This window comes from Arenimonas sp., from assembly GCF_035721105.1.
Classification (GTDB): Bacteria; Pseudomonadota; Gammaproteobacteria; order Xanthomonadales; family Xanthomonadaceae; genus Arenimonas.
The window spans coordinates 1-20,006 of the sequence record NZ_DASTNG010000047.1; the positions used below are offsets into that span (position 1 = coordinate 1).

Here is a 20,006-nt window from a genome sequence, read left to right on the forward strand (position 1 = left end):
GATCGGCATGGCGCCGGTCTCGGCTTCGCGCAGGATCGAGATGATCTGCTCGTCGGTAAATCGCTTCTTCATGGAGCTCTCCTTGCCTGTTAAGGGTAGAGAACTCACTATCCAAATGGCTACACGTTTCGTCTCAGGTCACTTTCTCAAAGCGGTTCTAATGAGCCGTGCCGAGAAATTGAGTTTGAGCGTGACCTCGGCAGCGCCTAGGTCACCTAACGCGCTACGCGTCGTTAGAACGCGTCGGCGGCCACGTTCCGAGCTCGTGCTTCAGGCCGATCTTTTCGAGAATGTAGGCAGACGCTCGCTCCTGGTGGGAGCGCAGATGCTCGATGGACGGATTGAGGTAGCCCATGGTCACGTCGCCCGACGCATGGTTGAGCAGGTACTTCAGCTCTAGCAGAGGAACACCTGCTTCGACGGCAAGCGTTCCAAAGCAATGGCGCAGCGCATGGCCGGTCAGACCACCGAGCTCTTCTTGCTGAACTTCCTGCACATGGCCCGTCTTGCTCACTGCGGGGAATAGCCACGGCGACTTGTTGCTGAGCGATCCGCAGTCCTCAAGGCGATGGGTCACAAGGTCGACCAACGGCTCTGACAACGGAAGACTGAATGCCCGCGCCGTTCCACCCTTTGGCTTCGGGACATAGAGCTGGTCGCACATATGATTGACGTGTTCCTTTCTCGCCTCGGATGCTGCGGTTCGGCGCATCCCGGTCAGCAGCATGAAGAGGTGCAGGTCCCGACGGATCGGCGAGAGGCCGAGCACCGCCGCGCCCCATGCCTTCAGCCGGTCGGGGTTTGCGTCGACCTTCCGCTTCTTGACGCCGTGGAAGTCGACGTTCGCCGTTGGATTGGACGGCAGGTCGGGATGCTCGCGCAGTCCGCGACCGTAGACCGCCCGGAAGGTGCGGAAGGTCGCATCGGCGGTTGCTGGCCCGCTCTTCTTGGAGATGCGCTGGTGGCGCTCGCGGACTGCCACCCGGTCGGAACCGATATTCACCAGCGGCTTGTCCATCCAGTCACTGAGGTAGTTCTCGATGACGTAGCGGTACCCCTCGACAGTCTTAGGGGACAGCGGCTTGCTAGCGAGGTGGAGTTCCAAGGCCTGACCGAGGGTAATTCCCTTCGCCCTAGCCTTTCGTCGTTCCTCGCTGGGGTTCACACCTGACTTCATGGACACGAGGGTCCTGGCGGCCAGGGCACGAGCATCCTTGGCGGTTAGTGCGGGATGGTCGCCGATCTTGGTGCGGACCTGCTTTGCATTAACCAGCGACTGGACGTAGTAGCCCCGCTTGGTTCCGCTGACGATTAGGTAGAAACCCCTCATCTCGGTGTCGGCGTACAGGGAGGACTTGCCCTTCGGCGGCAGCGGGGCCTTCTCGACCAGGGCCTGCGTAATCTTTGATTGCATGGTGTTTAGCTCCGTGTTGTTGGACACGAGCCAGACACGTTTTTGGATCACCGGAAGACACTACTTGGCACCCGAAACCATCTGACTCGGGACCAATATGTCGCGCTATTTCCTGCTTGTAAGCCCGTGTTTGCCACCGGAACGCATTTAATGGCAACAGAGCCGAAAGCCGACTGTTAATCAGGGGGTCGTTGGTTCGAGTCCAACTTCGGGCGCCATATCAAAGAGAAAGGCTCGCATCGCTGCGAGCCTTTTTCTTTTCCGGTCCGCCGGCGAGCGCGGGACTACCAGCAGTCCCGCACCGAACCCGAGCCCGACACCGTCTGCGTACCCGCCTGGTTCAAACCCAGGGTGCCGCACTTGGTGTCCTTGGCCAGCTGCTGGCCAACCGGCGTGGCGACCACGCTGAACGCGGTGGCGGTCGGGTTGGCCGCCACGTCGATGGTGTAGAACCTGGCCAGCTCGCCTTCGCAGGTCGACGGCGGCCGGGCCGCGGCGCCGCCGGCATAGGTCATGTTGGTCGTGTAGAACCGCTCCATGAACTGCGACATCTCCAGCATGCAGGCGGTGGCGGCCGCACGCCGGGTCTTGACCGTGTAGTTGATGTAGGACGGGTACGCGATGGCGGCCAGGATCGAGATGATGGCCACGACGATCATCAGCTCGATCAGGGTGAAGCCGCGTGCAGTGCGATGGCGCATGGGTCAGTCCTCTTCAATGAGTTCACGCCACTGCAGGCGGCGGGCGTCGATGTCGCCTGCCTGCGGGCTGGCCGGGACCGTGGTGCACTGGCCGTTGGAACCGCAGATCAGGATCAGGTCGTCGATCTGGGCCGATTCGGTCGGCATGCCGACACCCGGATCCAGCGAGCCCACGGGCAGGCCGTCGTCGCCGATGGTGTCGTTGTTGCCGTTGCCATCGCCGTCGATGTCGAAGAACGACGAGGAGCCGGTGCCGCCGCCGTCCGCCGGGCTGGTGCCCGTGAAGACGTCGATGGCGTTGAGGAAGCCCGAGCCGCCGGCTTCGCAGCCGTTGCCCACCGACGGGATGATGCTGGAGATGAAGGCGGCGCGGCCGTTGATGCGCGGACCGCTCACCACCCGCTCGCCCGCCGTCGGGTCATCGAGGTCGACCACCCAGCCCCGGACATTCGCCGGCAGCGGCGAGGCGGCCTCGAAGGCACGGACCACGCGGCCATCGGCCAGCGTGCCCACCTGGGCGATGTCGCGGACCACCAGGTCATCACGACCGTCCGCGATGGCGGTGTCGTCGTCGATCAGGCCGTACCAGGACTGCACCGAGGTCGACGACAGGTCGCCGAACGAGATCAGCCTGCCAGTACCGAAGGTCAGCCAGACGCGGCCGTAGCCGGACTCGCGCGCCAGCGCCAGGCCACCGGTGATCGGCTGCGGCGTGCCGCCCGAGTCGGTGGCGGTGAACAGCGGGGCACCGCCCAAGGCCACGGCCCAGCTCGCCGGGTTGTTCGAGGTCAGGTCGAACTTCCAGATGTTGCCCAGCAGGTCGCCGGCGTAGACGTAGTCGACCTTGCCGTCGCCGTTGAGGTCGGCGGCGCGCGGCGAAGACAGGCCGTTGCCAGTGCTGGCCAAGGCGTTGATCTTCGCGAGCTGGACGCCGGAGGTCATGTTGTAGATGTAAAGCACGGCGTCGCCGCTGGTGCTGTCGATGCCGTTCGGGACGATCGCCAGGATGGCGTCGTTGTTGCCCCGGACGATCAGCGGCAGGCCGAGGACGTGGCCCATGTCGGCGTCGGTGCTGCCGGTGTTGTCCCACAGCACGTTGGCGTTGGCGAAGCTGTCCGGGTCACTGACGTCGAGGCCGAACACGCCCTTGCCGCCGCGGCCCAGCGTACCCACGAGGTAGTTGGTGTTCGCCTGCAGGCGGTTGGTCGACAGGGCCACCGGACCATCCACGAAGAAGCCGTGGGTGTAGGCCGGGTCACTGATCGAGTTCAGCTTCGCCCAGTTGATGCCCTTGGGGACGTAGGAGAAGACGACGTTGCCGGTCAGCGCGTCGATGGCGTGGAGCATGCCGTCGTTGGCGCCCACGTACAGCGTCTCGGTGTCGCGGGTGTAGACCGGCGAGGAGTTGATGATGTCGCCCAGCACCGACGACCGATTGCGCAGGACACCGCCGGCCGACAGTTCACCGGTCTGCAGGCCCTTGATGTAGCTGGCGTTGGCGGCACCGGTCACCGGCGCCGAACCCGAGGCCCGGGCCAGCAGCGCGGTCTGCGCCGTGGTCGGGAAGGCCGCGCCCTTCGGCGAGCCGCCCCAGGTAAGGACCGTGCGGTTGTGGAAATCGTTGGTGGTGCCGGCATCGGCGTAGGTCGCGGCGATCCGCGCGCTGACGCGCCAGGCCTCGCTGGCCGAGATGCCGCCCGCCGCCGTCACGTCGCGCGCCACCAGGTCACCGGTCCAGATGCCCGACCGGTAGGTCGCCTGGTAGGCGCGGGTGTCGGACTGGAAGGTGGAGCTGTTGGTGGCGACGTTCGAACCAGAAGCCAGGCGCGCCTGGATCAGGCCCAGCACGCTGGTGATGGCCTCGCGGAACTTGTCGGCGCTGGTGGCGGCGATGAAGTCGCCGCGACCGTTCACGGCCGCATGCAGCAGGTCGTCGATGCGCTCGGCATTCTCGGCGTCGGTCGGGTTCGGCCAATCAACCGGGTTGCCGTTGATGCGCGGGCGGCCGTCGCGCAGCACCTGCGCCACGGACGTCTGGTCGACCGTGCCCTTGAGGCCGATGGAAATGCCGAAGGTGACCATGTGCTGCCAGAAGGCCGGGTTGTCGGCGCTGGTCGGGATGATGTTGTCCTGGTCCGGACGCAGGTCGGTCTTCCAGTACTTCATCGCCACGTCGGCGAGGGTGCTCTCCCAGTTGGTCGCCGAATTGGTGTCACGGAACGGGTGCACGCGCGTGTAACGAACCACGTCGGAGCCGTCCGCCGGATTGAGGATCGAGGCGCCCGGCTGGCCATCCTGGTCCGCGATCGTCCGCGTCCCGATATTGCCGTTCCAGAAGCCGTCCGTGGTGAGGATGGCGAAGTTCTGGCGGCACTCGAGCTGGTCGGTGGTCGCCGCCGGGCCATAGGGACCGGTCGAGCTGCTGTCGCTGAAGTACTCGCCCGTGTCGTACAGGGCGGCACGCAGCGGGGTGCCGTTGTTGGCCTGGGCGCCGAACAGGCGCGCGAACCAAGTATCCCGGGACGTACCCTCGAACTGGCCGTTGTTGCCGTCACCGACGGGGATGTTGAAGTTGTTGCGGTTCCAGATCGAGCGATAGCCAACGCGCACGTTGTCGCCGAGCTGGTTGAAGGCTTCGCTGGAGCCCGCCTTCGCGATCTTCATGCGGGTGCGGTGGTAGGAGAACCAGGTCGCGTAATTCTCGAGCTCCTGGGCCTGGGTACGGCCGGCGACCGGCTGCGCCAAGGTGCAGTTGCCCCAGCTCACGCCCGTGCTGACGCCGCAGCCAATCGAGTTTTGCACGGTGTATTCGACGTCGAGGTCGACGTTGTCGAAGTTGTTGCGGGACAGTTCGACGCGCCATTGGCCGGCCGCGGTGTTGGTGGCCGTGCAAAGATGGGTCGTGCCACCGCCGTCGCTGACGCAGGCGACCGTGCCCGACGGATCATAGAGGCGCAGTCGGACGCGGCCGGAACCGTCGGAGGTCCGGGCGGAGATCGAGCCGCCGGCAGGCAGGGTGAAGTAGTGGTTCAGCGCCGCGGTGCCGTCGTTGTCGTCGATGTTGTTGCGCGAGTAGGACTGGAGCGTGAAGCCGCCGACGGCGATGCCCGGGCCACCACCGTTGACCAGCTCGCTGCGCACGATGTACGGCGTTCCGCTGACGTGGTGCACCTCGTAGCGGTAGTAGTTCGACGCGTTGCGCAGGTAGTTCGTGCTGGTGTCGGACGTGTCCCTCGGGACGTGGAAGACCTGGACGCCGCCGCAAAGCGTGACGTTGCTGCCGTTGCGATCGTAGGTCTCGCAGTCCCCGGTGTCGGTGAGGTCGAGCGTGTCGCTTTCGTTGCCGTAGCCGGTGCCCGCGAAGTTCAGCGAACCGAAGACCGCGCGCATGGTGGTGCCGCCGGTCATCAGGGCACCGGTGGAGGTCTGCCACGGGCGGTAGCTGGTCGCCGGGTTGTAATAGACCGTATTGCCGACGTAGGCCTGGTCGGTGATGCGCAGTCCGTCGGCACAGCTGCCGTTGGAGGCCCGCCGGCAGATGGTCGTGACGTCCGGGTTGGGCATATCTTCGAAGGACATGGAGCCCGAGTCATCGAGGATGAACATCAGGTTGGGCTCGACGTTGCCGGCACCGGTCTGCAGCGGGTAGTCGGGGAAGCTCTGGGCGAACACGGTGCCCACCGGCGCGGCCAGCAGCGTGCTGAAGAACGCGGCCAGGATGGCGGTGCGGGGACCCATCGACTTGCTGGAAGTATTGGAGTTCATAGCTGTCACCCGCCCACGGGGGCCTGGTAAGTGGACTGGAGCATCACTTCGGTGCCATTGGCCATGCGGCTGAGCACGGTGATGCGGAAGTAGCGCCCGACCGCGCTGCTGGTGCAATCGCTGACGGAAAGATCGATGTCGCCGCTGCAGTCGCCGGTCAGGGTGCCGGCCTCGCCCATGTCCTCGATGACGTAGCGAAGGAGCTCCACGTCACGATCGGCCGCGGCCTCGAGGTTGGATGAACGGAAGCCAGTGCCGGAGGTCCAGAACGTATCCGTCTCCCACGGCGCCGCGGCGTTCTGGGGCGGCGTGGCGCAAAGTCCGCCCGAGCAGCCGGTCGACGGCGGATCCGGGCGTCCCGGGTCGGCGGCGTAGGACTCGGCCTCGCGCAGCACCGCCTCGGCCGCCTGGAAGGCGATGGCGCGGGCCGCGGCATTGCCGCTCATGCGCTCCTGCATCACCGTGCCGCGCATGGACGCGAGGCCCAGCAGGGTGACGATGATCAGCAGCATCAGGACCACGACCAGCGTGACGCCACGCTGCCGGGTCGGCGAGTGGAAGCCAGTGCGGTTCACAGCGTGCTCTCCCGGTTACGGAGTGCCACCACATGGGTGACGGTGCGGTTGAGGGCGTTGCCGTCGGTGCCCTGGACCTCGCGGTTGCTCAGCGCGCCCTGGGTACCTTCCAGGCGGACTTCGAGGCGGGCGGCCAGCACCCGGCTCCAGTCGGCCACGCCGGCGGCGGCGGTATAAGCGTTGCTGCCGGCCTCCAGATACGTGATCTGCAGGTCGTCCACGCCCTCGGCCACCTCGACGCGGGACAGCTCGACGTCCGGGGTGTTGGTGTTGGAGCGGTTGGCCAGCACCACGCGGTACAGCGAGCGGCCGGCGCGGGCGTTGTTGCCCACGAACCAGCGGATCGACACCGCGCGCGAGACGAAGGCGGGCACGCTGCTGTCCTCGCCGCAGCTGCCGGCGCCGGCCTGCGGCGTGAAGCAGTAGCTGTTGGCATTGTTGTCCGGGTTGTCGCAGCCGTATTCATCGGCGGGATCGGCCGGCACCGGCAGCGTGAAGCGGGCGCTGCAGTTGTCGCCGGCACCCGCGTTGTGGCCGATCTTGTCGCCGGTGCCGGGCAGGCTGGTCACTTCGAAGATGAAGGAGCGGCCGATGTTGCAGACCAGCAGCACGTCGCCCACCACGATGTCGCCGGTGCTGGACACGTCGAGCTCGGCGCTGGGGTTGGGATGGCTGATGACGCGGAGACCGCCACCGGCCGAGGAATAGAGCTCGATGACGTCGGTGCCGGCGACCCGCTGGCCGACCGCGGTGCCCTGGGCCAGGCCCGGCGCGGCGGTGCCGGCGTCATAGCCGATCAGGCCGTCGTTGAAGCCGGACCAGTAGGCGTTGTTGCCCTGGTTCATCATGTTGATCGGCCGGATCGACGTGCCGCAGGGGTTGCCGCCGGCCTCGCGGATGTCGCGCGACATCAGCTCGAAGGCCACCCGGGTGTTTTCCTGGATGCGCCCGAGGGTCTCGGTGGCGTTGTAGACGCGCTTGTTCGAGAGGAACACGCCGCCGGCGGCGGCCACGACCAGCAGGCCCAGCAGCATGGCGATCATCAGCTCGATCAGCGAGAAGCCGCGCTGGCCGCGTCGCAGGGAGGGGACGTTGGGGAAGGGGCTGGCCATGATCAGAGTCTGGTTTCCGTGAGGATGGACTGCGTCGCGTCTTCGGCGCCGCCGGCGGCGGTGCCGCGCTCGTTCCAGCGCACGCCGATGGTGCAGGTGACGGCGCCACAATCAACCTGGCCGCAGGCCGACTCACCGACGCTCTGCTTGAGCTGGCCGATCCAGCGGGCCATGTCGCCATTGACGCGCGAGGCCGTGTCATCGGGCGCGGTGCACAGCCAGCTGGTGTCGTAGCGCCGGGCGATGGCCTCGGCGCGGTTGGCACGCATCATGTCGAGCATGGCGTAGCTCTGGATGACGGCCGCCGTGCGCTCGGACGAGCCCTGCGTGTTCTTCAGCGTCAGGGACTGCAGGGCGGCGATGCCGAGCAGGCCGATGGCCAGGATGAGCACCGCGATCAGCACCTCGAGCAGGCTGGCGCCGGCCTGGGTGTTTCGCGGGTACGGGGTGGGTCGGTTTCGCATGGATCGCCTCTCAAGCATTCGCGGGCTGGCCACAGCCGGCCGAGCCGGTGGGCGTGACGCTGATTCGGCTCACCGCGACCTGGACATCGCGGGCGTTCTCGCTGGCGGCCAGCGCCGAGGTGCAGATCCGGATCGCGCCGCTGGTGTTGGCGGCATTGGTGCCCGCCCGGGCGAAGCCGCTGGCGTTGAATGAAAGCTGGTTGCCGGTGGCGATGCTGGGGCTGCCCTGCACCGTGATGCCCTGGCCATTGAACTGGAACTCGCGGATCACCGCGCCGCCCGTGGCCGACTCGCGCACCACGACCCGCATCCAGTTGGCGCCATTGCAGGTGCTGCCATTGGTGGTCGGGCAGACCACGACGCGCGTGTTGCGGCGGATCGCCTCCATGCGGGCCAGCTGGGTCGCGCCGACGATCTCGTTGGTGATCGAGGACAGCCGGTTGCGGTTGATCATGCCCTGGAAACTGGGGATGCCGACGGCCAGGACGACGGCCAGCACGGCGACCGTGATGGCCAGCTCCAGCAGCGTGAAACCGGCCTGCGGCTGGCCCTGGGGGCCCCGGGTCACCGGCGATTGGCTTGCATTGCGGCCCATTGCGGATTCATTCCTTTCCAGGATCACCGGCGTACCGTAGCGCCAAGCGCCGGGCCGATGCCAACGGCAACCGACGAACGGACCACCGGTGCGGGCGGACGGCGGGGCGCCCGGAGGGCCGATTTGCAGGCATCATGCGCCGATGGCCGGCCCCGCCCCTTCCGATACCCATCCGCTGGATGCCCTCTGGCAGGCCAATGCCATCGTCTGGCTGATCATCTGCGGCGAGGGCCTGGCGGCGGTCCTGGCCCTCACCCCGGGCCTGGCGACCGACCGGCTGGTCTATTTCGGGCTGGCCTCGCTCTGGATCCAGTGGACCACGCTGCTGACCCTGGCCCTGCTCTACCTGGCCCGGCACTGGCTCAGTCGCCTGGGGCCACCCCAGGTGGCGGCCATCGCCCTGGTGCTGGCGCTGGGCGTGGGCTGGGTGATCACCTTCGTCATCCGCGCCTACCTGGAGCCCGGGGCCGGACCGCACCGGGTCGACTGGCTCGCCCTGGCCCTGCAGGTCTCTGGCATCACACTGGCGGTCGGGCTGCTGGGGCTGGCGGCGTTCCATAACCACTGGCAGGGCCGCGTGGCCGCCAGCCGGGCCAAGCAGGCCCAGCTCGAAGCCCTGCAGGCCCGGATCCGTCCGCACTTCCTGTTCAACACGCTCAACACCGGCGCCGCCCTGGTGCACGCCCGGCCGGGCGAGGCCGAACAGCTGCTGCTGGACCTGTCGGACCTGTTCCGCGCGGCGCTCTCGGGCGAAAGCGAGATCCCGCTGGCCGACGAACTGGCCCTGGCCCGGCGCTACCTGGAAATCGAGGCCCTGCGCTTCGGCCCCAGGCTGCGCCTGAGCTGGAACGTCCCCGACCCGGTGCCCGGGCTCCGGGTCCCGACCCTGTCGATCCAGCCGCTGGTCGAGAACGCGATCCGGCACGGCGTGGAGCCGGCCGCGGACGGCGGCGCGGTGGACGTGAGCGTGGCCTCGGATGGCCGCCACGTGACGGTGACCGTGGCCAACGACCTGCCCTCGCCCCGGTCCGGCGCACGGCCGGCGCACGCCGGCCACCAGGTCGGGCTGGCGTCGGTCCGCAGCCGCATCGAGGCCCTCACCGAGGGCCGCGGCCGGCTCGAGGCCGGCGTGTCGGGCGGCCGCTACGTCGCCACCCTCATCCTGCCGCTCTAGGCCGGCCACCGGCGCCAACGCGCCGGCGGCAGGCCGCCTGCGTCAGTGGTTGGCGACCTGGTAGCAGGGCTTGTAGCTGCCGCTGATCTTCATCCGGCGCTGGGCGACGAAGGCCTTCAGCAGGCCGTCGAGGGCGCGCATGATTTCCTTGTCGCCGTCGATGATGTAAGGCCCGTGGCGCTCGATCTCGCGCAGGCCCTCTTCCTTCACGTTGCCCGCGACGATGCCCGAGAAGGCGCGGCGCAGGTCGGCCGCCAGCAGGTGCGGCGGCTGGTCGCGGTGCAGGTTCAGGCCGGCCATCGCCGCATGGGTCGGCGGGAACGGGCGCTGGAACTCCTCGGGCAGGTGCAGCGACCAGTTGAAGAAGAAGGCGTCCTGCTCCTTGAGGCGATGCTCGCGCACCTTGCGGATGCCCTGGCGCATCACCTGGGCCACTTCGGCGGCGTCGTCGACGATGATGCGGTAGCGCGAGGTCGCGGCCTCGCCCAGGGTCAGCTTCAGGAACTGGTCGATCTGCTCGAAGTACGCCGCCGACTCGGCCGGGCCGGTGAAGATCAGCGGGAACGGCAGCTCGGCATTGGCCGGGTGCAGCAGCACGCCGAGCAGGTACAGGATCTCTTCGGCGGTGCCCACGCCACCGGGGAACACGATGATGCCGTGGCCCAGGCGCACGAAGGCTTCGAGGCGCTTCTCGATGTCCGGCATGATCACGAGGTGGTTCACGATCGGGTTCGGCGACTCGGCGGCGATGATGCCGGGCTCGGTGATGCCGATGTAGCGCGGGCGGCTCTGGCGCTGCTTGGCGTGGGCGATGGTGGCGCCCTTCATCGGGCCCTTCATGGCGCCCGGGCCGCAGCCGGTGCAGATGTCCAGGCCGCGCAGGCCCAGCTGGTAGCCGACCTTCTTGGTGTAGAGGTATTCGTCGCGACCGATCGAGTGGCCGCCCCAGCAGACCACCAGGCTGGGGTTCTGGAACGAGCGCATCACGCGCGCGTTGCGCAGGATCTCGAACACGGCGCTGGTCATGCCGGCGCCGGTGTCGAGGTCGAACTTGTTGCTGCCGCTGACCTCGATGGCGTTGTAGGCGATGTCGCGCACCACCGCGAACAGGTTCTCGGCGATGCCGCGGATGATCTCGCCGTCGACGAAGGCGGTGGCCGGCGCGGCCTTGAGCTCGATCTTGATGCCGCGGTCCTGCTGCTGCACCTCGATGTCGAAGTCGGGGTAGCGCAGGGAGGCGGCGCGCGGGTCGTCGGAGTCGCTGTCGGTGGTCAGCACCGCCAGCGCGCAGCGGCGCAGCAGCTCGCGCAGGCCGCCGGTGGAGGCATCGGCCAGGCGGGCGACTTCGTCGCGGGAAAGGATGTCCAGGCCACCTCGCGGGGAAATGCGGGTGTTGACGGTGGCGGGAAGGTCTTGTTGCTCGGTCATGGGGCTGGCTTTCGTCTGTCTGTCGTATCGGACCGCAGACTCTACCACCGCCGCGTGACGCCCCTGTAGGAGGCCCCCAAAAGAAAACGGCCGGCGGTTTCCCGCCGGCCGTTCGTCTCACGCCGGGTGGCGTGGGTGTGGCTTAGAACTTGTAGCGGAAGCCAACCTGCAGCGACCAGCGCGAGATGCCGCGGTCGTCGTACAGACGGGCGGTATCCGGCGTGTTGAAGCGGTAGACGTACTTGCCGGTCGCGGCGTCGATGCCGCCGTACTCGACCACGCCGCGGCTGCCCGGGAAGCCGATTTCCTCGATGCGGCCCCAATCCTTGTTGATCAGGTTGCCGACGTTGAGGATGTCGAGCCAGATCTCGGAGCGGTGGCCTTCGAAGAAGCCCGGCAGTTCCTGGGTGATCTTGATGTCGAACTGGTTGACCCAGGGATTGCGCGCGCCATTGCGATCCACCACGCGGCCGCGGTTGGCGTTGAGGTAACCGTCGCTGGCGATGAAGGCCCAGAACGCCGCTTCCTCGGTCGGGTTGTTGAACAGGACGTCGCCCGGACCGGTCGGCACGTACAGCAGGTCGTTGCCGAAGCGGCCGTCGCCGTTGGCGTCGTTGTCGAACACGTAGCTGAACGGACGACCCGAGCGGCTCTCGGCGAACATCGACACGCGGGTGTCGTAGTCACCGAAGAAGGCCTTCTCCCAGCTGATCGCGGCCGAGAAGCGGTCCTTGATCTCGTAGGACGAAGTGGCCGAGACCTCTTCGTTCGGGTTGAAGGTGTTGATGTTGCCCCACTGCGAACCGGAGGTGGAGCTGGTCAGCGGGCTGACCTCCTCGGCATCGGTGTAGGTGTAGGCGGCGGTCCAGGAGAAGCCCCAGTCGCCACGCGGCTTGCTGAAGGACAGGCTCAGCTGCTCGGACTCACCCTTGCCGGTCGGCCGGGCGATGATCGCGTCGGTGAACGCCGGGTTGGCGTTGAAGCGCGTACGGGTGCCCGACGCCGAGCCGAACTGGTTCCAGCGGGTCGGGTCGAGACCGGCGGCGTTCCAGTAGATCTCGCGGCCGTCCTGGCCGATCGCGGTCGGCGCGCCCAGGTTGAGCTGCTGGTAGAAGATCGCTTCCTTGACGTTGGTCAGCACGACCTCGGCCGACATCACGATGCCCTTCCACGGCAGCTCATGGTCGAAGGCCAGGTTGGCCTTCCAGACCGACGGCTGGCCCAGGTCCGGATCGACGAAGTCGATCGACTGGGTACCCTCGCGGGCACCGGCGGGGATCAGCACGAGCTGGCCGTCCGGGTCGGCGCTGAAGCAACGGCCGTCATCCGTGGCGCAAGGCAGGTCCAGACCACCGGAGAAGAAGTAGTCGACGTAGCCGAAGCCGGTGTTGGTGAACGGGTTGGACAGCCAGACATTGGCGGCCGAACCCTGGAACAGGCCGAAGCCACCGCGCAGCTGGGTCGGACGCTCGGCGTCGAAGGTGTAGTTGAAGCCGAAGCGCGGCTGGAACAGGCCATTGCCGTCGATGGTGGCGCTGTTGTTGAAGCCGAACGCGGCCTGGGCGGCGGCGTTGTAGGTCGGCGCCTCGTCGATCATCGGCTCGTCGTAGCGGATGCCGAAGGTCAGGGTCAGGTTGTAGTTGACCGCCCAGGTGTCCTGCACGAACAGGCCGAGGTTCTCGATGCCCCAGATGGCCGCCGTGTTGTCACGGTCGCCGCCGGCCGGATAGAAGTACTGGAAGCGGCTCGGCTCGCCGGACTCGAACTCGTCGATGCTGTTGAAGGTATAGACGCCGTTGCTGCGGCGGCCGAACAGGTTGTAGATGTCGTTGTTCTCGTAGTCCACGCCGAACTTGAAGGAGTGGTCGCCCACGAACAGGTTGCCGGCGAAGTACGCGTTCCAGGTCTCGGTCTCGAGGATGTTGGCGTGCGTGTTCTCCTCGGTGCCGAAGTTCACGGTGGCGTTGCCGACGCGCACGGCCACGGCCGGCAGGTTCGCGACCGGGGTGCGGACCGCGGAGTAGTCGCGGTACGAGATCTTGGCTTCGGTCGAGAAGCTGTCGGTCCAGTCGCTGAACAGCTGGGCCGCGTAGGTGTCGAACACGAAGTCACGCTGGTAGGCGTAGGTGCTCAGGGCGATGGCGTTGGTGCCGAAGCCCGGGAAGTTGGCCACGCTCTGGTCCGAGGTGCCGATGCGGAAGTTGGCGCGCTGGCGATCGGTGATGTTCCAGTCGATCTTCAGGCCGAACTCTTCGCTGGTGGTGTCCGCGCCGCCGACGCCGTAGGCACCGGCATCGAAGCCGTAGCCCTGGGCGATCTGCTGGATGCGGGTGATGTCGGCGTCGGTGACGTTGACGATGTTCGAGGCGCCGGAGCCCACCGGTCCGAAGATCGGACCCGGGGCGCCCTGCTCGTACTTCTCGTAGTTCAGGAAGAAGAACAGGCGGTCCTTGATCAGCGGGCCGCCGAAGGTGAGGCCGTAGGTGGTCTCGTCCTCGAAGCCGTTGAAATCGGTGCCGTTTTCGTTCTCACGGACCATCGAGTTGTCGCGGTACAGGCCGTAGACCGTGCCGGCGAAGTCATTGGTGCCGGACTTGGTCACGGCGTTGATCACGCCGCCGGTGCCGCCGGAGATGGTGACGTCGTAGTTGGCGACGTCGATCGCGATCTCGTCGATGACGTCCATCGAGAACGGCTGCTTCGGGGTCGGCAGGCTGTTCGACTCGAGGCCGAAGCTGTCGTTGGTGCTGATGCCGTCGATGCGGATCACGTTGTAGCGCGGGTTCTGGCCGCCGACCGAGATCTCGTTGCGGGACTTGTCGGTCTGGACGACGCGGGGGTCGACGCGGGCGAAGTCCTGCAGGTTGCGCTCGATCGAGGGCAGCGACTCGAGCTGGTCACGGTTGACGTTGGTGCCGGCGCCCATCTTCTCGGCGCTGAAGATCTCGTTGGTCACGGCGGTGCCGGTGACTTCGACGGTGGCGAGGGTGGTGGCACCCTGGCCCAGGGTCGCGTCGACCGAGGTGGTGTCGGCCAGCTGCAGGTACACGCCCTCGCGAACTTCGCTGACGCCGTCCTTGACGATGGTGATGGTGTACGGGCCACCGACGCGCAGGCCGCGCGCGGCGTAGCGACCGTCGGCGGTCGTGGTCGCGGTGCTCACCGTGCCCGAGGGCACGTGCAGGATGGTCACCTGGGCGCCGGCCACCGGCTGGGCGTCGGCGGCGACGATGCGGCCACCGACGGCGGCCGTGGTGTTCTGGGCGAAGGCCGGCGCGGCAGCGAGCGCGATGGCCAGGCCGAGGGAGAGCTGCGACAGCCGAACCCGGTTGCGATTGGTCATGGTTTTGAACCCTGAGTTTATGAGTGGCTAAAAGGGGAGTTGCGGCATCCCGCCGCGCGCACCTGACGGGCCAGGTGCCTGTATTCCTTGAGATCGCTTGCCAGGTTGGGTGTCCCCTGCGGACCCGGGCAATAACAAGAGTTTAACACGGTACCCCGGTCACATGTCATTCAGGTGACAGATTCAGTGACGGGGTCACTGCCCGTGGGCGACCCCGAGGTAGGTCGCCACGCCGTCCAGCAGCATCTGAACCGAAAGGGCCACCAGCAGCATGCCCATCAGGCGCTCCACCGCCATCAGGACCCGCATGCCCAGCACCTTGTAGAGGAAGGTGGCCGAGAACAGGATCACGGCCGTGCCCAGCCAGGCCAGGGTCAGGGCCAGGCTCCAGTCGGCCATCCGGCCCGGCTCCTGGGCCGCCAGCAGCATCACGGCGGCCATGCCCGAGGGGCCGGCCACCAGGGGGATGGCCATCGGGACGATGAAGGGCTCCCCGTCCGGCACGTCGCCGAACATCCCCTCCCCGCTCGGGAAGATCATCTTCAGGCCGATCAGGAACAGGACGATGCCGCCGGCGATCGACACCGACTCCTGGCGCAGGTGCATCAGCTCCAGCAGGTACTGGCCGCCCCAGAGGAAGATGAACAGCACGGCCAGGGCGATCAGCAGCTCGCGGGCCAGCACGACCCGGCGGCGGTGGCCGGGCAGCGGCTTGAGCAGCCCCAGGAACACCGGGATGTTGCCCAGCGGGTCCAGGATCAGGAACAGCAGCAGGGCCGCCGAGAGGGTGGTCATCCCGCCGCCCGCGGGGCGAAGACCTGGCCGCGCAGGGCGGCGCCGGCCGGCGACAGCAGGTGCACGCAGGCCGCGGCGTAGGCCGCCGGGGCCGGCACCCGCAGCTGGGCCTCGTCGGCGTAGGCGCGGGCGCGCAGGTCGGTACGCATCGGGCCGGGCTCGAGCGCGCTGACCCGCACCGGCGTGGCGTCGGTCTCGGCGCTCAGCTGGCGGACCAGGGCCACCAGGCCCTGCTTGGCCAGGCCGTAGGGCCCCCAGTAGGCCTTACCGACCCGGGCCGGGTCGTCGGTGACGAAGACCACGGCGCTGTCGTCGGCCCGGCGCAGCCAGGGCAGGCAGGCCTGGGTCAGCAGCCAGGGCGCGGTCAGGTTCACGTGCAGGTTGCGCACGAAGTCCTCGGGCGCAGTGGCCTCCAGCGGCGCCAGGCCGCTGAATTCGGCCGCGCAGTGCAGCAGGCCGTGCAGGCCGCCGAGCTCGCCGGCGACGCGCGCGGCCAGGTCGGCGTAGTCCGCCGGGTCGGCCCCGGCCAGGTCCAGCGGGTACAGCGCCGGCTCCGGGCCCAGGGCCTTCACCGCGTCATAGACGCGGTTGAGCTTGGGCAGCTTGCGGCCCAGCAGCACGACGGTGGCGCCGGCCCGGGCGCAGGCCTTGGCGGCCTCGGCACCGAGCCCCCCGTGGGCGCCGGTGACCAGCACCACGCGACCGGCCAGGGCGTCGTCGGCCACGACCGGGATCGGCGGCGCGGCGGGGCTCATGCCGGCTTCTGGGCCTCGGACACCATGCGCGCCAGCTCGCCGCTTTCCAGCAGCTCGACGGTGATGTCGCAGCCGCCGATCAGCTCGCCGTTGACGAACAGCTGCGGGAAGGTCGGCCAGTCGGAGTAGCGCGGCAGGTTGGCGCGGATCTCCGGATCCTCGAGCACGTTGATGCTGTGGAAGCGGGCGGCGCCGGCGTTCTTGAGCGCCTGCACCGAGCGGCTGGAAAAGCCGCACATCGGGAACTGCGGCGTGCCCTTCATGAAGAGCACGATCGGGTGGCCTTCGACCTCGGCCTTGATACGGTCCATGACGCTCATGTGAAGCTCCGTTCCATCTGCGGACCCGGGGCGGGTGCGCGAAGGGATAGAATTATACGGCCAACGCGCCACCCGCCGGCGCCCCGCCCACTCCAACGGAGATTCCCACCATGGCCATTGAACTGCCCGCCCTGCCCTACGACCGCACCGCCCTCGAGCCGCACATCTCGGGCGAGACGATCGACTTCCATTACGGCAAGCACCACCAGGCCTACGTCACCAACCTCAACAAGCAGATCGAAGGCACCGAGTTCGAAGGCATGGACCTCGAGGCCATCGTGCGCAAGGCCCAGGGCGGCATGTTCAACAACGCCGCCCAGGTCTGGAACCACACCTTCTACTGGAACTGCCTCAAGCCCAAGGGCGGCGGCGAGCCGACCGGCAAGCTGGCCGAGGCCATCAACAAGGCCTTCGGGTCGTTCGCGGCCTTCAAGGAGCAGTTCACCCAGACCGCGCTGACCACCTTCGGCTCCGGCTGGGCGTGGCTGGTGCAGCGCCCGGACGGCTCGCTGGCCCTGGTCAGCACGCCCAACGCGGCCACGCCGCTCACCGGCACCGACACCGCGCTGCTGACCTGCGACGTCTGGGAGCACGCCTACTACGTCGACTACCGCAACGCCCGCCCGAAGTACGTCGAGGCGTTCTGGAACCTGGTCAACTGGGACTTCGTCGAAGGCAACATGGCCTGATGCCGGACGCGCCCCTGCTCGCCATCGCCGGCCTGTCCTGCAGCCATGCAGGCAAGCCGGCCGTGCGCGGGCTGGGGCTGTCGCTGCGGCGCGGCGAGCTGGGCTGCCTGCTGGGGCCCAGCGGCTGCGGCAAGACCACCCTGCTGCGCGCCATCGCCGGCTTCCATGTCCCGGACGCCGGCACGCTTCGGATGCGGGGCCAGGACGCCCTGGCCCGGCCGCCTGAGAAACGCGGCCTGGGCTTTGTGTTCCAGGACCTCGCGCTGTTTCCCCATCTCACCGTCGGCGACAACGTCGCCTTCGGCCTGCACGCCCTGGCCCGCGGCGACCGCGCGGCCCGCGTGCACGAAACGCTTTCCCTGATCGGCCTAGATGGCCTGGCCGACCGCTACCCGCATGAACTTTCGGGCGGCCAACAGCAGCGCGTGGCCCTGGCCCGCTCGCTGGCGCCGCGTCCCGACCTGCTGCTGCTCGACGAACCCTTCTCCAGCCTCGACGCCGACCTGCGCGGTCGCCTGCGCGACGACCTGCGCGCGGTGCTCAAGCGGCTGGGCATCGCCGCGCTGCTGGTGACCCACGACCAGGAGGAGGCCTTCGCCTTCGCCGACACGGTCGGGGTGATGGACGCCGGCGTCCTTCTGCAGTGGGCGCCGGGCTTCGAGCTTTACCATCGTCCGGCCACGCCCTTCGTGGCGTCCTTCGTCGGCGAGGGCCGCCTGCTGGACGCGCGCGTGCTGGCCGGCCACCGGATCGCCACCGCGCTGGGCGAGCTTGCCGTCGGCGAAGCCCTGCCCTACGCGGCCGGCAGCGCGGTGCGCGTGCTGCTGCGGCCCGACGACCTGGTGCCGAGCGACGAGGATGGCATCGAGTGCGAAGTGCGCGCGGTCGCCTTCCGCGGCGCCGAATCGCTGCATACGCTGGTGCTGGCGGACGGCACCGCGCTGACCGCGCTGTTCCCCAGCCACCAGCAGCGCGAACCCGGCCAGCGCGTGCGGGTGAAGCCCGACCTCGCCCACGTGGTCGTCTTCCCCGCCGCAACCTGACCCACCCCCATCCTGTAGGAGCGCCTTCAGGCGCGAATCTTTTCGCGAAGAGCTTCGCGCCTGTAGGCGCTCCTACAGGGTGGGTATCAGCGGGCGCGTATCAGCGAGTGGGAATCAGCGAGCGCGCAATATCGAGCGGGGATCAGCGAGCGCTAATCGCCGAGTGGGGATCAGCGAGGCGGATCAGCGCAGGCGGGCGATGACCGGCGCGACCTGCGATTCGCGGCCCAGCGCGCGGCCGACGCGCTCGAGCGCGGCGGCCAGTTCGGCGGGCGTGTCGGCGCGCAGGGTGGCGTGGCCGACCTTGCGGCCGTCGCGCGCCGACTTGCCGTAGTCGTGCCAGTGGCCGCCGGCTTCGGCCAACACCGGCAGGGCGGCCGGCAGCGCGCCGATCCAGTTCAGCATCGCGCTGTGGCCCACGGCGCGGGGGCTGCCGAGCGGCAGGCCCAGGACCGCGCGCAGGTGGTTCTCGAACTGCGAGGTCTCGGCGCCCTCGAGGGTCCAGTGGCCGGAGTTGTGCACGCGCGGCGCCATCTCGTTGGCCAGCAGCACGCCGTCGCGCAGGAACAGTTCGAGCGCGAACACGCCGACGTAGTCCAGCGCCTCGGCGACCTTGCGCGCCGCGGCCAGCGCCTGCGCCTGCAGCGCCTCGTCCACCTGCGCCGGCGCCAGGCTGGCGGCGAGGATGCCCGATTCATGCCAGTTCTCGGTCAGCGGCCAGGCGCGCAGCTCGCCGTCGCGGCCGCGCACCGCCACCACCGACAGCTCGCGCTGGAAGGCCACGAAGCCCTCCAGGATCAGCCCCACGGTTTCGGCCTGCGCGCCCAGCGCGTCCCAGGCGGCGTCGGCGTCGGCCGGCGACTTGATGCGGAACTGGCCCTTGCCGTCGTAGCCGAGCCGGCGGGTCTTGAGGATGCAGGGCGTGCCGACCTTCGCCAGCGCGGCGTCGAGGCCTTCGCGGGAATCGACCGCGGCGAACTCCGGCACCGGGATGCCCAGTTCGCGGAACAGCGACTTCTCGGCCATGCGGTCCTGGGCCACCGCCAGCGCGCGCGGGCTGGGGAACACCGGCACGCGGGCGGCCAGCCACTCGGCGCTCTCGGCCGGCACGTTCTCGAAATCGAAGGTGGCGACGTCGACCTGGTCGGCGAACGCGGCCAGCGCGGCCTGGTCGCGGTAGTCGGCCTGCAGCATCGGCGCGAACTGCGCGGCGCAGGCGTCGGGCGCGGCGTCGAGCACCAGGAAACGCAGGCCCAGCGGCGCGCCCGACAGGGCCAGCATGCGGGCCAGCTGCCCGCCGCCGAGGATGCCGACGGTGGTCACGGCTGCCGCGGGTCCGGGTGGTCGAGCACGTCGCCGGTCTGGCGGGCGCGGAAGGCGTCGAGCGCCTCGCGCACCGCGGCCTGTTCCGGGGCCAGCATGGCCGCCGCGAACAGCCCGGCGTTGGCCGCGCCGGCCGCGCCGATGGCGAAGGTGGCGACCGGCACGCCGGCCGGCATCTGCACGATCGACAGCAGCGAGTCGAGGCCGTTGAGCGCCTTGCTCTGCACCGGCACGCCCAGCACCGGCACCGGCGTCATCGCCGCCAGCATGCCGGGCAGGTGGGCCGCGCCGCCGGCGCCGGCGATGATCGCGCGCAGGCCGCGCGCCGCCGCCGACTTGGCGTACTCGACCAGCAGGTCGGGGGTGCGGTGCGCCTACACCACGCGCACTTCGTGCGGCACGCCGAGCTGCTCGAGCCGCGCGACCGCGTGCTGCATCGTGTCCCAGTCCGACCGGGAGCCCATGACGACCCCGACCAGCGGGGCAAGGCTTGTTGGGTTCATGGCAGGC

Annotated in this window: 16 protein-coding genes and 1 pseudogene; 3 read left to right on the plus strand and 14 right to left on the minus strand. The window is 68.5% G+C overall.

Annotated features, from left to right (window positions below; all coding sequences use genetic code 11):
- Positions 1-223: 223 nt before the first annotated feature.
- The 7 genes from VFQ84_RS06695 to VFQ84_RS06725 all read right to left on the minus strand — a co-directional run bounded on the left by VFQ84_RS06695 (position 224) and on the right by VFQ84_RS06725 (position 8,599).
- Entirely contained in the window at positions 224-1,414 is a 1,191-nt protein-coding gene (locus tag VFQ84_RS06695) for a tyrosine-type recombinase/integrase (RefSeq protein WP_325130507.1), read from the minus strand.
- 284 nt (positions 1,415-1,698) lie between these two features.
- Entirely contained in the window at positions 1,699-2,115 is a 417-nt protein-coding gene (locus VFQ84_RS06700; protein ID WP_325130509.1) for a type IV pilin protein, read from the minus strand.
- A 3-nt stretch (positions 2,116-2,118) separates the two neighbouring features.
- Positions 2,119-5,880, minus strand: coding sequence for a PilC/PilY family type IV pilus protein (locus VFQ84_RS06705; protein WP_325130510.1), 3,762 nt, complete (start codon positions 5,878-5,880; stop codon positions 2,119-2,121).
- Positions 5,881-5,885: 5 nt separating this feature from the next.
- A complete protein-coding gene (locus VFQ84_RS06710; protein ID WP_325130512.1) occupies positions 5,886-6,455 on the minus strand; it encodes a pilus assembly PilX family protein in 570 nt (189 codons plus the stop codon).
- A complete protein-coding gene (locus VFQ84_RS06715) occupies positions 6,452-7,567 on the minus strand; it encodes a prepilin-type N-terminal cleavage/methylation domain-containing protein (protein ID WP_325130514.1) in 1,116 nt (371 codons plus the stop codon). Before VFQ84_RS06715 ends, VFQ84_RS06710 begins: the two co-directional genes overlap by 4 nt.
- A 2-nt stretch (positions 7,568-7,569) precedes the next feature.
- A complete protein-coding gene (gene pilV / locus VFQ84_RS06720; protein WP_325130516.1) occupies positions 7,570-8,031 on the minus strand; it encodes a type IV pilus modification protein PilV in 462 nt (153 codons plus the stop codon).
- A gap of 10 nt (positions 8,032-8,041) precedes the next feature.
- Positions 8,042-8,599 (minus strand): GspH/FimT family pseudopilin, encoded by a 558-nt coding sequence (locus VFQ84_RS06725; RefSeq protein WP_325130518.1) that lies wholly within the window; start codon positions 8,597-8,599, stop codon positions 8,042-8,044.
- A gap of 169 nt (positions 8,600-8,768) precedes the next feature.
- Here VFQ84_RS06725 and VFQ84_RS06730 point away from each other — a divergent pair, with 169 nt between their 5' ends.
- Positions 8,769-9,800, plus strand: a complete 1,032-nt coding sequence (locus VFQ84_RS06730) for a sensor histidine kinase (RefSeq protein WP_325130520.1) — start codon at positions 8,769-8,771, stop codon at positions 9,798-9,800.
- A gap of 42 nt (positions 9,801-9,842) precedes the next feature.
- Here the strand turns inward: VFQ84_RS06730 and ppnN are convergent, their stop codons facing one another.
- The 5 genes from ppnN to grxD form a co-directional block, all read right to left on the minus strand.
- The gene (gene ppnN, locus VFQ84_RS06735) at positions 9,843-11,228 is read right to left on the minus strand and encodes a nucleotide 5'-monophosphate nucleosidase PpnN (RefSeq protein ID WP_325130522.1); all 1,386 of its coding nucleotides are present in this window, start codon (positions 11,226-11,228) and stop codon (positions 9,843-9,845) included.
- A gap of 142 nt (positions 11,229-11,370) precedes the next feature.
- Complete coding sequence (locus VFQ84_RS06740) at positions 11,371-14,571, minus strand: TonB-dependent receptor (protein ID WP_325130523.1); 3,201 nt, start codon at positions 14,569-14,571, stop codon at positions 11,371-11,373.
- 195 nt (positions 14,572-14,766) lie between these two features.
- On the minus strand, positions 14,767-15,366 hold the full coding sequence (locus VFQ84_RS06745) for a YhgN family NAAT transporter (protein WP_325130525.1): 600 nt from the start codon (positions 15,364-15,366) through the stop codon (positions 14,767-14,769).
- The gene (locus VFQ84_RS06750; RefSeq protein WP_325130527.1) at positions 15,363-16,121 is read right to left on the minus strand and encodes an SDR family NAD(P)-dependent oxidoreductase; all 759 of its coding nucleotides are present in this window, start codon (positions 16,119-16,121) and stop codon (positions 15,363-15,365) included. The genes VFQ84_RS06745 and VFQ84_RS06750 overlap by 4 nt, the downstream gene beginning before the upstream one ends.
- The gene (gene grxD / locus VFQ84_RS06755) at positions 16,118-16,441 is read right to left on the minus strand and encodes a Grx4 family monothiol glutaredoxin (RefSeq protein ID WP_325130529.1); all 324 of its coding nucleotides are present in this window, start codon (positions 16,439-16,441) and stop codon (positions 16,118-16,120) included. The genes VFQ84_RS06750 and grxD overlap by 4 nt, the downstream gene beginning before the upstream one ends.
- A gap of 110 nt (positions 16,442-16,551) precedes the next feature.
- Between grxD and VFQ84_RS06760 the strand changes: the two genes are divergently transcribed.
- Together VFQ84_RS06760 and VFQ84_RS06765 are read left to right on the plus strand one after the other, a co-directional pair.
- Positions 16,552-17,130: a superoxide dismutase gene (locus VFQ84_RS06760; RefSeq protein WP_325130531.1), complete on the plus strand. Its 579-nt coding sequence runs from the start codon at positions 16,552-16,554 to the stop codon at positions 17,128-17,130.
- Complete coding sequence (locus VFQ84_RS06765) at positions 17,130-18,173, plus strand: ABC transporter ATP-binding protein (protein ID WP_325130533.1); 1,044 nt, start codon at positions 17,130-17,132, stop codon at positions 18,171-18,173. Before VFQ84_RS06760 ends, VFQ84_RS06765 begins: the two co-directional genes overlap by 1 nt.
- A gap of 183 nt (positions 18,174-18,356) precedes the next feature.
- Here VFQ84_RS06765 and VFQ84_RS06770 read toward each other — a convergent pair whose 3' ends face one another.
- On the minus strand, positions 18,357-19,496 hold the full coding sequence (locus tag VFQ84_RS06770; protein ID WP_325130535.1) for a 5-(carboxyamino)imidazole ribonucleotide synthase: 1,140 nt from the start codon (positions 19,494-19,496) through the stop codon (positions 18,357-18,359).
- Positions 19,493-19,999 (minus strand): annotated as a pseudogene (gene purE, locus VFQ84_RS06775) (5-(carboxyamino)imidazole ribonucleotide mutase). The gene VFQ84_RS06770 and the pseudogene purE overlap by 4 nt, the downstream one beginning before the upstream one ends.
- Between the last annotated feature and the right edge of the window lie 7 nt (positions 20,000-20,006).